The 12,695-nt window shown below is 71.9% G+C and carries 11 protein-coding genes; 6 read left to right on the plus strand and 5 right to left on the minus strand.

Annotated features, from left to right (window positions below; genetic code table 11):
• Positions 1-5: 5 nt before the first annotated feature.
• Positions 6-1,658: a PucR family transcriptional regulator gene (locus FHR82_RS16095; protein ID WP_192772873.1), complete on the plus strand. Its 1,653-nt coding sequence runs from the start codon at positions 6-8 to the stop codon at positions 1,656-1,658.
• Here FHR82_RS16095 and FHR82_RS45220 read toward each other — a convergent pair.
• Both FHR82_RS45220 and FHR82_RS16105 read right to left on the minus strand, forming a co-directional pair.
• Positions 1,618-2,784: a lytic transglycosylase domain-containing protein gene (locus FHR82_RS45220; protein ID WP_221463796.1), complete on the minus strand. Its 1,167-nt coding sequence runs from the start codon at positions 2,782-2,784 to the stop codon at positions 1,618-1,620. The two genes, FHR82_RS16095 and FHR82_RS45220, sit on opposite strands and share 41 nt — an antisense overlap.
• Before the next feature lie 155 nt (positions 2,785-2,939).
• Positions 2,940-4,166, minus strand: coding sequence for an MFS transporter (locus FHR82_RS16105; RefSeq protein WP_184811178.1), 1,227 nt, complete (start codon positions 4,164-4,166; stop codon positions 2,940-2,942).
• Positions 4,167-4,235: 69 nt separating this feature from the next.
• Here FHR82_RS16105 and FHR82_RS16110 point away from each other — a divergent pair, with 69 nt between their 5' ends.
• Positions 4,236-4,748, plus strand: coding sequence for a hypothetical protein (locus FHR82_RS16110; protein ID WP_184811179.1), 513 nt, complete (start codon positions 4,236-4,238; stop codon positions 4,746-4,748).
• Positions 4,745-5,293, plus strand: a complete 549-nt coding sequence (locus tag FHR82_RS16115) for a hypothetical protein (RefSeq protein WP_184811180.1) — start codon at positions 4,745-4,747, stop codon at positions 5,291-5,293. Before FHR82_RS16110 ends, FHR82_RS16115 begins: the two co-directional genes overlap by 4 nt.
• A gap of 34 nt (positions 5,294-5,327) precedes the next feature.
• Here the strand turns inward: FHR82_RS16115 and FHR82_RS16120 are convergent, their stop codons facing one another.
• Entirely contained in the window at positions 5,328-6,971 is a 1,644-nt protein-coding gene (locus FHR82_RS16120; RefSeq protein ID WP_311771104.1) for an ABC transporter permease, read from the minus strand.
• Positions 6,968-7,918, minus strand: a complete 951-nt coding sequence (locus FHR82_RS16125; protein ID WP_184811181.1) for an ABC transporter ATP-binding protein — start codon at positions 7,916-7,918, stop codon at positions 6,968-6,970. Before FHR82_RS16125 ends, FHR82_RS16120 begins: the two co-directional genes overlap by 4 nt.
• 57 nt (positions 7,919-7,975) lie before the next feature.
• On the opposite strand from FHR82_RS16125, the gene FHR82_RS16130 reads away from it, so the two are divergent.
• Positions 7,976-8,497, plus strand: a complete 522-nt coding sequence (locus tag FHR82_RS16130; RefSeq protein ID WP_225944032.1) for a GbsR/MarR family transcriptional regulator — start codon at positions 7,976-7,978, stop codon at positions 8,495-8,497.
• 73 nt (positions 8,498-8,570) lie between these two features.
• Positions 8,571-10,157 (plus strand): DUF885 domain-containing protein, encoded by a 1,587-nt coding sequence (locus FHR82_RS16135; RefSeq protein ID WP_184811563.1) that lies wholly within the window; start codon positions 8,571-8,573, stop codon positions 10,155-10,157.
• Positions 10,158-10,204: 47 nt separating this feature from the next.
• Here the strand turns inward: FHR82_RS16135 and FHR82_RS16140 are convergent, their stop codons facing one another.
• Positions 10,205-11,224 carry a DUF8017 domain-containing protein gene (locus tag FHR82_RS16140; RefSeq protein WP_184811182.1) on the minus strand — a complete coding sequence of 340 codons (1,020 nt, stop codon included), beginning with the start codon at positions 11,222-11,224 and terminating at the stop codon, positions 10,205-10,207.
• Between the two features lie 223 nt (positions 11,225-11,447).
• Between FHR82_RS16140 and FHR82_RS16145 the strand changes: the two genes are divergently transcribed.
• A complete protein-coding gene (locus tag FHR82_RS16145; protein WP_184811183.1) occupies positions 11,448-12,653 on the plus strand; it encodes a thioester domain-containing protein in 1,206 nt (401 codons plus the stop codon).
• The last annotated feature ends 42 nt before the right edge of the window (positions 12,654-12,695 follow it).

A 12,695-nucleotide genomic window follows, 5' to 3' on the forward strand; every position in this document is an offset into this window, starting at 1 on the left:
TGTCGATGACGCTCAGCAACCTGCTCGCGTTCGGTTTCCTTCCTGGGCACGAGGTGGTGACCACCGGCGACCTGGCGCACCGCGTCGTGCGCTCCGTCGTCGCGGTGAGCGCCCACGACGAGATCGCCGGGCTGCGGCCGGGGGAGTTCGCCGTCCTCGACCACACCCGGTTCGCCGCGTCCGACCCGAACCTGGCCGGGACGATCGTCCGCGCCGCGAGCCAGGGGGCCAGCGGCCTGCTGGTGAACGGATCCGCCGACCAGCTCCCGGCGACCACCCGGGAGCTGGTCGCGCGGTCCGGCCTGCCACTCGTCCTGACCGGGCAGAACGTCGACGTGCGAAGACTCGTGACCGCCATGGACCGGTTCGTGCGGTCCCCGGACCTGCCGGACGCGGCGTTGATCAACACGGTGTCCCACCGGTTGTGCTCGACGGTGTCGGACGCGGAGGGCATGGTGCGGGTCCTGTCCACCACCCTGCGCTGCCGGGTCGGCCTGCTCGACGCGGAGGGGCGGCTGGCCGTCGGCAACCTGCCCGCGGAGGTGGTGCGGTCGCAGGCGTTCCGGCGCGCGTGCGGGCCGTCGGCCGGGGGAGGCGGGCACACCCAGCAGGTGCGCGCGCTGGACGACGACTCGCTGTTGATCATCCAGCCAGTACGGCTCGGACCGACGGGCCCGCTGAACCTGCGGCTCGTGGCGGTGGTGCCCAACGGGCCGGTCGCCTACGCGCGCACCACCAGCGTGTCCCTCAGCGTCGCGGCGTGGGCGTTCGTCGCGCACCTCGCCACCGTCGCCGTCGTACTGGAGCGGCAGCAGCAGCCCCGCGCTGGGCTGCTGGCCAGGCTGCTCGCCGAGGCGGACGCGCCGAGCTCCGAGGTGCTGGAGCAGGCGACCGCGGCAGGCTGGCGCCTGGGTGGCAGGCACACCGGCGTCCACGTCCGGGCGACGGGACACGAGCCGACCGGGATGGCGGTCCGGTACCGCCTGCGGGCCGCGCTCGAGGCCCGTGACCTGGCCGCGGACCCGGTGCCCCGCGACGACGGCTGGGTGGTGTGGTTCACCGACCTCGACCCGGACGAGGACGGCACGCTGTTGCGGACGATGCGGGGTGTCCTGCTCGACGTCGAGCGGTCCTGCCCCGGTGTGCGGATGTGCGCGGGGGTCGGCGTGCCGGGAAACGGCACCGGGGGACTGCGCGACTCGCTGCAGGACGCGCGGCGGGCTTGCACGATGGCCGCCGCGCGCAACGTCGCGGGCGCGGTCGAACGCATCGGTGCGAGCAGCGTCAAGAGGTTGCTGTCCGACCAGCACGCGACCCCGTCGCAGGTCGACCTCGCCGAGCGGCTGCTGCTGCCACTCACGTCCGCGGACATGTCCGGGTACCTGACGATCACCCTGTCCTGCTACCTGGACAACGAGTCGTCCGCGACCGCGACCGCGCTGAGCCTCGGGGTGCACCGCAACACCGTGCTGGCGCGCCTGGACCGGATCCGGACGCTGCTCGACGTCGAGATGAACGACCCGGACGAGCGGCTCGCGCTCCACCTCGCCACCCGGCTCGTGCACGGCGGCGCACCCACCGGTGGGTGGGAGGACGTGGTCGCGGCAGAGCACGGGGTCAGCTCGCCCTCGGACACCCCTCGGCGGGTCCGGGACTGACCGGCTGCCCGAGCAGGCCGCCCAGCAGGCTGGTGGTGGTCGTGGTCACCGACACCACGATCCCGTCGACCAGGCACAGGGTCCCTGCGACGACGTCGGTCACCGTGGTCGTGACCGGCCCGGCAGGGTCCGGGGACGGGGAAGGAGACGGGGACGGCGGCGGCGTGGCCGGGGTGGTGGGCGCGGGCTCCGGCGGCCCGGGACGCGTCGCCGGCGGCGTGGCGGGCCGCGGCGCCGGAGCCGTCACCGGGGTGCCGGTCGCCGAGCCGGGGCTGCCGGCACCCGCCTCGGGGGCCGACGGTCCGGCGGGCCCCACCGGTCCGATGACGACGCCTCGCTCGTACACGGCCATCCAGCGCCGGATCAGGTGCAGGTAGGACTCCGACCGGTTGTAACTCAGCACGCCCGCCCGCAGCCCTTGCTCCGTGGACAGGTCGCGGCCGTCCGCGCACAGGTAGGCGCCGGCGGCGCGGGCCGCGTCGTGGACGTTGTGCGGGTCGGCCACGCCGTCGCCGTTCCCGTCGGCTGCCCAGCCGCGCCAGGTGCCGGGGATGAACTGCATGGGGCCCACCGCGCGGTCCCACACCGTGTCACCGTCGTAGCCCCCGCCGTCGGTGTCGGGGATGGCCGCCAGCGCCGGACCGCCGTCCAGCCGGGGGCCGAGGATCGGGGTGAGCGTCGTGCCCCGCGAGTCGACCCGGCCACCCCGTGCGTGTCCCGACTCCACGCGCCCGATCGCGGCCAGCAGGACCGAGGGCAGCCCGCAGTCCGGTTGTGTCGTCGCGAAGTGGGCCGCCGCCCGGGTGTACGCCGGGTAGACGCTCGCGGGAATCCCGGCCAGTCCCGAGTACGGTCCGGTGGCCGCGCTCCCGCCCGGACTGACCCTGCTGATCGGCAACGGGACGACCGCCTCCGGCGCGGTCGCGTTGGGCCATCCCGCCGTACCGTCCGGGACCGTACCGTCCGGGACTGTGCCGTCCGGGACCGCCGGGTTGTCGGCGGCCGAGGGTGGCGTGCCGGGCGCGGGCGGCGCCGTGACCGGGACGACGAGCACCGTGGCCGACAGCGCGAGCACGGCGGCCAGCGAGGGACCGGGGCGTAGTGGCGAGCGGTCGGCGCGTTCCATATCGGCGAGTACAACACCGCGGCAGCGCGGTGCGAGGTCGCGTCGGGCGTTCGTGCACACGGGGGAACCACTTCCGGCGCGGACACGCTTCCCGTGGCTCCGCGCCGGGCAGCCGCCCTGCCCCGCAAGGCAGAACGTGGTGCTCGTGCGACCGTTCAGGACACCGAGGGCGCAGGCTCGGGTGTCGTCTTGGCAGGCAGGGTTTCCGGTGCGGGCAACCAGGCGAACGCGGCCACCGCGCACAACGACCCCGTCACCGCGAACGCCGCCCCGTACGACAGCCCGTCCGCCAGCAGGCCCGCCACGATCGGTCCCAGCACGGCACCGATGTCGGCCGTCATCTGGAACGTCGCCAGCACCGGACCGCCACGGCCCCTGGACCCGATCACGTCCGCGACCGTCGCCTGCAGCGGCGGCGACAACAGCCCGGCCCCGAGGCCCGCCACCACGGTCGCGATCAGGAACGTCGGCACGTCGGCCGTGAAACCGACCCAGATGGTGCCGCCCGCCGAGATGAGCAGCCCGAGCAGCACCGTCGGTTTGCGGCCCCACGAGTCGGCCATCCGGCCCGACACCAGCAGCATCAGCACGTTGCCCACGGCGAACACGGCCAGCGCGGTGCCCGCGAACGCACCGTCCCGCCGCAGGACCTCCTCCACGAACAGCGGCACCAGCGACACCCGCACGCCGAACACGGCCCAGCCGTTCGCGAACGACGAACCCAGCGCCGCCACGTACGCCCGGTGCCGCAGCGCCTCCCGCACCGTGAACGTCGACGACTCGGCGTCCGCCTTCGCCGCCAGGGTCGAGTTGCGCAGGAACCACCACACGATGAGTACCGCGAGCAGCAGCAACGCCGCGTACACGAGGAACGGGGCACGCAGGGAGATGGTCAGGAGGCCGCCGCCGAGCAACGGCCCGGCCACACTGCCCGTCAGGAACCCGGTGCCCCACAGCCCGGAGGCGCGGCCCCGCAGCGGCGTGGGCGTCAGCCGGATCAGCAGCGCGATCGCCGACACCGTGAACATGGTCGACCCGATCCCGCCCAGCGACCGGAACAGCAGCAGCTGCCAGTAGTTCGCGGCGAACGCGCACACACCGGTCGAGATGGCGACGATCGTGATTCCCGTCAGGTACACGCGACGTTCACCGAGCATCGAGACGAGCCGCCCGCTGGCAGGCGCGAAGATCAGCCGCGCCACCGCGAACGCGCTGACGACCACCGACGCGGCGGTGACGCTGACGTCGAAGGACCTGGCGAACGTCGGCAGCGCCGGCGCGACCAGCCCGAACCCGGCGGCGATGACGAAGTTGGCCGCGACGAGCACCCACACCTCGCTGGGCAGTCGCTCCTTCGGCGCGGAAACCGCCACCACCCCCATCAGCGTCGTCGTGACCCGAACTGCGTCAACCGCCCAGGTCCGTGCTTCATTCCTGATATACAAGCTCGCATGTCACGCTGGGGGATCAGTCGGTCGGCCGTGGTGTTGGCCGTCGTCCTTGGCACGTCGCCGATCGCTGCCGTGTCGAGCGCCGCACAGGAGGAGGACGTGGGGCCGGGCAACCGCGCCCTCATCGACGCGGCCGCCACCAGCGCGGCGATCGACGCGGCGACCTCGATCAGCGAGGACCTGTTCTCGTACACCTACACCGACCTCGCGGCGCACGAGGCCACGTTCGGCCGCCTCACCACCGGCGCGTTCAGCAGCCGGTACGGCGAGCTGTTCTCGGCGGTCGGCACGCAGGCGACAGCACAGCAGCTGACCTTGACCAGCACGGTCGTCGAGTCGGCCGTGCAGGTGCTGAACGACGACAGCGCAGGGGTGCTCGTGTTCCTCGACCAGGAGGCCGGCAGCGCCGCCACCGGGCGGAAGACCGCGAGCACGGCGGCGTTCCGCGCCACGATGCACCGCGTCGACGGCGAATGGAAGTTCGCCGGCATCGACCTCTACGAGGATCGATGACCTACCCGCCGCCCAGGAAGAGCCGGGCGAACCTGTTCGCGATCATCGGTATCGCCGCGCTGCTCGTGGTCGGCGGCGTCCTGGCGATCGTCGTCGTGTCCACGAGGGAGAGCGGTACGAGCGAGCAGGCGCCGACGACCTCGGCGGAGGCCGCCGACACCCGGTTCGCCGAGGAGCGGGACACCGCGCTGGCCGACGGCGAGGCGGCCGTCGAGGTGTTCAACACCCTCGACCACCGCGAGGTCGAGGCGGGCCTGGACCGCTGGGAGTCCGTCGCGACCGGCGAGCTGCTGACCGAGCTGCGGGACACCCGGGAGCAGAACGCCACCCGGATCGCGGACGCGAAGTCCACGTCCACCGCCGACGTGCTCGACGCGGGTCTCACCGAGCTCGACGAGCGGGCGGGCACCGCGCACCTGATCGCCGCCGTGTCCGTCGAGGTCACCGTCGACGGACAGCAGCCGACGAGGAAACAGACCCGCGTGACCGCCGACCTCGAGCGCACCGACGACGGCTGGAAGGTGAGCCGGATCGGCACGGTGTGAAGGGGCCCGGCTCCCCGGGCCTCCTTCACACGGGTCAACCGACGTCCCGGCGGCGGAAGGCCGCCAGCCCGGCCGCGACCAGCGCCGCGGCCACCACCGTCAGCCACACCAGCGGCGTGGCCGTGAACTCCGCGCCCGGCAGCTTCGGCGTGTGCGTGAACGGTGAGATGTCCATCGCCCACTGCGGCAGTTCGAAGATCGGCCCCAGCTGCCCCAGCAGCAGGAACGCCACGAGCGCGCCCCAGCCGGCCATGACGAGCCCCGGCGCGGCGCCGAACACCAGCACGGTGATCCCCGTCAGCACCCACACCGACGGCAGCTGCACCAGCGCGGCCACCACCACGCGGCCCATCGCCCCCATGTCACCGCTCGCGGCGCCGTGCGCGAACCCGCCGAACACGCCGACCGCGATCATCAGCAGGGTCGTCCCGGCGAGCGCCACGACCACGTGGCTCGCCGCCCAGCGGAACCTGCCGATCCTGGTCGCGAGGATCGGCTCGACGCGCAGCGCGGTCTCCTCCGACCGCAGCCGCATGGCCGACGAGATCCCGAAGGCGGACACGACCACGGCGAGGATCCCCATCTCCGCCGACAGGAACGCGTCGACGATCCCGCGCTCCCCGCCCAGCTTCATGATCATGTCGCGGGCCTGGTCGGTGTCGAGGAACTCGCCGACCTGCGACGCGATGCTGCCCAGCACCAGACCGCCGATGGCCATGCCGACCAGCCAGCCGACCACGCTGCCGCGCTGCAGCCGCACGGCCAGCGCCAGCGGGCTCGACAGCGACGGGCTCGCCGTCGCCCTGCCCGGCTTCTGCGCGAGCAGGCCCGCGCCGTGGTCGCGCCGGGCGGCCAGCGCGTACGCCCCGGCGGCCACCAGCACGGCGAACGCGACGAGGTACATCAGCACCCACCAGCGGTCCCCGGCGAACGGCCGCACCTGCTGCGCCCAGCCGATCGGCGACACCCACGACAGCCAGGTCGACGTGTCGGTGCCGGTCGCGTCACCCGCCGCCCGCAGCAGGTAGGCCGCCGCGAGCACGGCCGCCGCGAGGCCGCGTGCGGTCCGCGCACTCTCGGTGACCTGCGCGGCCAGCGCACCGACCGCGGCGAACGCGATCCCGGCACCGGCCCAGGACAGCCCGAACGCGAGCGCACCCGCCGCCGGCAGGCCCGTGCCCATGAGGCTGAGCCCGGTCAGCAGCGCCAGCACCAGCGAGGTGCCGGTGGCCAGCAGCAGCGCGGCGGTCAGCGACGCGTACCGGCCGACCACGGCCGCGCCCAGCAGCTCCAGGCGGCCCGCTTCCTCTTCGGCGCGGGTGTGCCGCACCACCGTGAAGATCGCGACCAGTGCGACCAGCGCGGCCCCCATCGCGCCGAGCTTGATCAGCGACACGGCGCCGAGCGAGGTCGGGTCGAACACCCGGCCGTACAGGGCGAGCGTGGCGGGGGTGTCGTTGACCGCGTTCGCGGCCCGCACCCGCGACTCGAGCGTGGTGTAGAGGTCCTGCGACGCCGACGACGAGCTGGCCGCCATGATCACGAACAGCAGGATCCAGATGCTCGCGACGATCCGGTCCCGGCGCAGCGCGAGCCGCAGCAGCGTGCCCGTGCCGGCGAACCCTTCGTGCTGCCGGGTCGCGGGCGCGGTGACGGGTGGGGCAAGGGTCGCGGTCACTTCGCCACCCCTGTGTTGTTCTGGTCGCTCCGCGCTCCCCCGTGCCTGCCGTTCTCGGCGGCCATGTCCGCCTCGTAGTGGCGGAGGAACAGCTCCTCCAGCGTCGGCGGCTGACTGGTCAGGCTGCGCACGCCGACCGAGGTCAACCGCTTGAGGACGCTGTCCAGCTCCTTGGTGTCCACGTCGAACCTCACCTGCGAGCCGTCGACCTTGAGGTCGTGCACGCCGGGGTGGTCGGCGATGCCGTTCGGGGCGGCCGCCAGTTCCGCGGCGATCGACGTGCGGGTGAGGTGGCGCAGCTCGGACAGCGTGCCGGTCTCGACCGTGCGCCCCAGCCGGATGATGCTCACCCGGTCGCACAGCGACTCGACCTCGGCGAGGATGTGGCTCGACAGCAGCACGGTGCGGCCGCGCTCGCGCTCCTCGGTGACGCAGTCCTGGAAGACGGCCTCCATCAGCGGGTCCAGCCCCGAGGTCGGCTCGTCGAGGATCAGCAGCTCCACGTTCGACGCGAGCGCCGCGACCAGGGCGACCTTCTGCCGGTTGCCCTTCGAGTAGGTCCGGCCCTTCTTGGTCGGGTCCAGGTCGAAGCGCTCGAGCAGGTCGGCCCTGCGCCGCGTGTCGAGGCCGCCGCGCAGGCGGCCCAGCAGGTCGATGACCTCACCGCCGGACAGGTTCGGCCACAGCGACACGTCACCCGGCACGTAGGCCAGGCGGCGGTGCAGGGAGGTGGCGTCCGCCCACGGGTCCCCGCCGAGCAGGCGGGTCTCGCCCGCGTCGGCACGGAGCAGGCCCAGCAGCACCCGGATGGTGGTGGACTTGCCTGACCCGTTGGGGCCGAGGAAGCCGTGTACCTCCCCGGTGCGCACCGTCAGATCGAGTCCGTCGAGCGCGCGCGTCCGGCCGAAGGTCTTGACCAGACCGGACACGGAAATTGCGGTTGTCATGCTTCGGACCGTAGTGTTGCTTCACAAAGTTGTGAAGTTAAGAAAACGTATAAACTGATGGCGATCACACGGCCGGAGGAGAAGATGCAGAACGTGACCAGTGCTCCCGAGGACCAGCCCAGCGACGTCGACCGGTTCGTCGAACGGTTCGCCCTGTTGCTGGCCGACGCCGGTCTCGGGCGCATGCCGTCACGGGTCTTCGGCGCGCTGCTCGTGACCGACGACGGCAAGCTGACCGCGGGCGCGCTGGCCGACAACCTCCGGGTGAGCCCGGCCGCCATCTCGGGCGCTGTGCGTTACCTCGTGCAGGTCGGCCTGATCGTGCGCCGCCGCGACCCGGGCGAGCGGCGCGATCACTACGAGGTCACCGAGGACCTCTGGTACGAGGCGTTCGCCAACCGGGACACGCAGATGAAGACGTGGGCCGAGGTCATGGCCGAGGGCGTGGCCGCGGTCGGCCACGACACGAATGCGGGCCGGCGGCTGGAGACCAGCCGCCAGTTCTTCGAGTTCCTCCGGGAGCAGATGCCGGAACTGATGCGGAAATGGCGGGAGTACCAGCAGGCCCCGCCCAGGTAGCGTGGCCGCCGTGACGAACACCGTGCCGCAGCTCGCTGACGAGCTCCTCCAGTTGGTCTTCCGCGCCGACCCGATGTACGCCTCCATCCTGGGCGTCCCCGGCCACGGCCGTGAGCTGGCCGACCGGTCCGCCGCCGCCCAGGACGACCTCCGTGTGCGGATCGAGGACGTCGCCGCCAGGACCACCGCCGTCGACCCGGCAGGCCTGTCCGTCGACGACGCCGTGACCAGGGCGATGGTCATCCACCACGCCGGCCAGATGATCGACGAGATCGACTCGCGCCAGATCGAGTTCACGATCAGCGACCTGTTCATCGCGCCGGCGGCCGAGCTGATCATGACGCTGCCGATGGTGCCGCTGAACGACGACGAGGCCCGCGACGACTACCTCGCGCGGCTGCGCGCGGTGCCCGCGTACCTCGAGTCCGTGGCCGCGCGGCACCGCGAGGGCGTGGCCGCCGGACGCGTGCCGGTCGAGCGGCTGGTCCGCAACGCGATCGCGCACCTGGACCGCTACCTCGCCGCGCCGGAGACCGACCCGCTCGCGCGCCAGGAGGTGCCGGAGGCGTTCGCGGCCGCGCGCGAGGAGGTGCTCGCGACGGTCGTGCGCCCGGCGTTCGCCGCGTACAAGCAGGCGCTGGCCGACGAGTTCCTGCAGCACGGCAGGCCGGACGACAAGGTCGGCGTGTGCCACCTGCCCGGCGGCGACGAGCTGTACCGCACGCTCGCCCGCGTGCACACGACCACCGACCGCACGCCAGACGACCTGCACCAGACCGGTCTCGACATCATCGAGCGGCTCACCGAGGAGTACGCCGAGGTCGGTGAGCGGGTGTTCGGCACCCGCGACCGCACGGAGATCTTCGCGCGCATGACCACCGACCCGGCCATGCGCTGGCGCGACGCGGACGAGCTGCTGGCCTCGGCCCAGGAGGCCGTCTCCCGCGCGGAGGCCGCGGTGCCCGGCTGGTTCGGGCGCCTCGCGTCGCAGCAGTGCAAGATCGAAGCGGTCCCGGCGGCCGACGCACCCGGTGCGCCCGCCGCGTTCTACCTGTGGCCGTCGATGGACGGGCAGCGGCCGGGCATCTACTTCGCGAACACCCACAAGGCCGAGGAACGCGACCGGTTCGTGTCCGAGGTGATGGCGTTCCACGAGGCCGTGCCGGGGCACCACTTCCAGATCCAGCTCGCGCAGGAGCTGACCCACCTGCCGATGTTCCGCCGCGTGGTCAACCCGAACGCGTACGCCGAGGGCTGGGGCCTGTACACCGAGCGGCTGGCCGAGGAGATGGGCCTGTACTCGTCGGACACCTACCGGCTCGGCATGCTCGCCATGGACTCGATGCGCGCCGGCCGGCTCGTCGTCGACACCGGTATGCACGCCCTTGGCTGGAGCCGTCAGCAGGCCGTGGACTTCCTGCGGGAGAACACCCCGATGTCCGGCCTCGACATCGCCAACGAGATCGACCGGTACATCGCGTACCCGGGGCAGGCGCTGTCGTACATGGTGGGGCGCCTGGAGATCCAGCGCCTGCGCGGTGTCGCGGAGGAGGCGCTCGGCGACCGGTTCGACATCCGCGCGTTCCACGACGTGGTGCTCGGCAACGGTTCGCTGCCGCTGGCGGTGCTGGCCGACGTGGTGACGGCCTGGGCGGTGTGACGCCATGAAGGCGCCCTTCGGGATGTCGAGCGTCCCGAAGGCGCCCTTCAGCCCGCGCTGACCGTCTTCAGGATCTCCTGCGTCACCGAGCCGTCCAGCGGCTTCGGGTCGTCGGGGCCACCGTCCAGGTCGTTCACCACGACCAGCATGGCGACACCGTTGGGCTGGCCCTCCGACTCGAGCAGCACGCCCACGATCCCGACCTCGCCCGCCGTCGCCTGGCAGTCGGGCTTGGTGGTGTTCGGCGTGACCGTCGCGGTCAGCGTCATCGCGGTCTTGTCCCCGACGGCGACCTCGGTCGGCGCGGGCGCGTCCACCTTGGCGTCGGCACCGTAGTAGGTCGTCGCGAACGACTTGGCGAAGTCGCTCACCGTGGCCGCGAGGTCGAGGTCCTTGCCGTTCTTGCCCTGCACGTCACCGCTCGCGGCGAACGTGCGGACGTAGCTGGCGCCGCCGCAGTCGTACACGCCGTAGTCGGCGTCCCCGGTGAAGTCCACGTCCAGGCCGCTCGCGCGGGTGGCCGGGGACTCCTTCCACTCCGGTGGCACCTGGTAGGTCAGCCCGGCGTCTGCGGTGTTGTCGATGGTGATCCAGTCGTCGTGCGTGCCGCCCGTGGTGGGTGGCGGCTCCTCGGACGACGACGTGGACTCCTTCGACGACGGCCCGGGGTCCTCCTTCGAGGTGCTCGTCGGCTGTGGCTCCGCGGTCTGGGTGTCCTTGCGGTTCACCAGCACGATGGCCACGACCGCGCCGATGATGATCACGATGGCCACGAGGCTCAGGATCATCGGCAGCTTGGACCGCTTCGGCGGTGGTGGTGGCGGGTAGCCCTGCGCCGGGAACCCGCCCGTCGGCGGGTAGCCCTGGGCCGGGAAGCCGCCGGTCTGGTAGCCGGGCTGCTGGTACTGGGCGTAGGGGTCGGCCTGGGCGTACGGATCGTTGTACGGGTCGGAGCCGTACTGGTTCACGTACGGGTCGGTGCCGTACTTGTTCGTCCCCGGATCGGGTCCGAATGACTGGGGGTTCCAGCCGCCCTGACCACCGTCATTCCCTTGCCATCCGGTCACAGCCAGGACGATAGCCGGAACACCGTGTGCTCGGGCAGATATCCCGCCGAAACAATCCGCTGCCGGAAGTCGCGAAAGTATGCCCCGGCACAAGGTATAGCCACCCCCCGTAGTTGGGGAATTACAACCCCTGAGTAGAGTGCGCCCTCGCCTGATCGACTCTCCTGTCACCGAGATGGGTGAGAGGCCTGAGCCAAGTGTCGTTCGGACGAGAAGGAGTGTCATGGCCAGTCGGTTGAAGTACGCGCGCGCCGGAGCCGCGGTCGCGGGCGCCTCAGTTGCGTTGATGATGACGGCGGCCATCCCGGCCGGCGCCGAATCCGCCACGGGCAAGGTGGACCCGGAGAACTACGTCCACGGCCACCACGTCAACGTGGGTGGCGAGAACACGGACATCAACGCGAGCCTGATCAGCTTCAAGCTCACCGACGGCACAGAGCTTCAGATGTACTGCGTCGAGATCGAGACGCCCATCGACAACAAGCACCAGATGACCGAGCGGCCGTGGGACCAGTACCCGAACGAGGACTCCCCGTTCCACGAGAACCGCGACAAGATCAACTGGGTGCTGCACAACGGCTTCCCGGTGGTCGACGCCGAGCAGCTCACCGAGGTCCTCACCGAGCAGGGCGCGACGCTCAAGAACGGGATCGACGAGAAGGAGGCCATCTCCGCGACGCAGGCCGCGGTGTGGCACTTCAGCGACGGCACCGACCTCGACCGGGACACCCCGCTGCCGAAGGGCCCGTTCGACTCCAAGGCGGACGTGCTCGCGCTGTACGACTACCTGACCGGTGACGCGAACGTCGGTATCGGCGACCAGCCGACCCCGGCCCTCCAGGTCGCGCCGAACGACCTGTCCGGCGTGGCGGGCTCCCGCGTTGGCCCGTTCACCGTGAACACCACCGGTGACATCGAGAAGCTGACGACGAACCTGCCGGAGGGCGTCAAGGTCACCGACGTCGACGGCGTCGAGTTCACCGCCGAGAAGATCAAGAACGGCGCGCAGCTGTACCTGGACGTGCCCGCGGGCACCGCGCCGGGCGACGGCACGTTCGAGCTGACCGCGACGGCGGGCGTCGACACCGGCCGCCTGTTCGTCGGCGAGCAGTACGGAAAGACGAAGAAGACGCAGTCGCTGATCGTGGCGACCTCCGAGAAGAGCGAGATCGTCGCGGCCGCGGGTGGCAAGTGGACCGAGGCGCCCACGACGCCGCCGAGCTCGACGACCGAGGTGCCGCCGTCGACCACGGAGGCCGCGCCGACGACCGAGACCACCTCGGACACCCCGGCCCCGCAGCCGAAGAACGCCAGCGACGACCTGGCCGAGACCGGCGCGTCGATCTTCGCGCCGATCATGATCGGTGTGGTGCTCGTCGGTGCCGGCATCGGCGCCCTGCTGTTCCAGCGTCACCGCAAGCGCGCCTGATCCGCGCGACGTAGGGTCCTCGGTTGGTGGCCGCTTTTGTGG

This window comes from Actinophytocola algeriensis (assembly GCF_014203735.1).
In the GTDB taxonomy this organism is placed as follows: domain Bacteria; phylum Actinomycetota; class Actinomycetes; order Mycobacteriales; family Pseudonocardiaceae; genus Actinophytocola; species Actinophytocola algeriensis.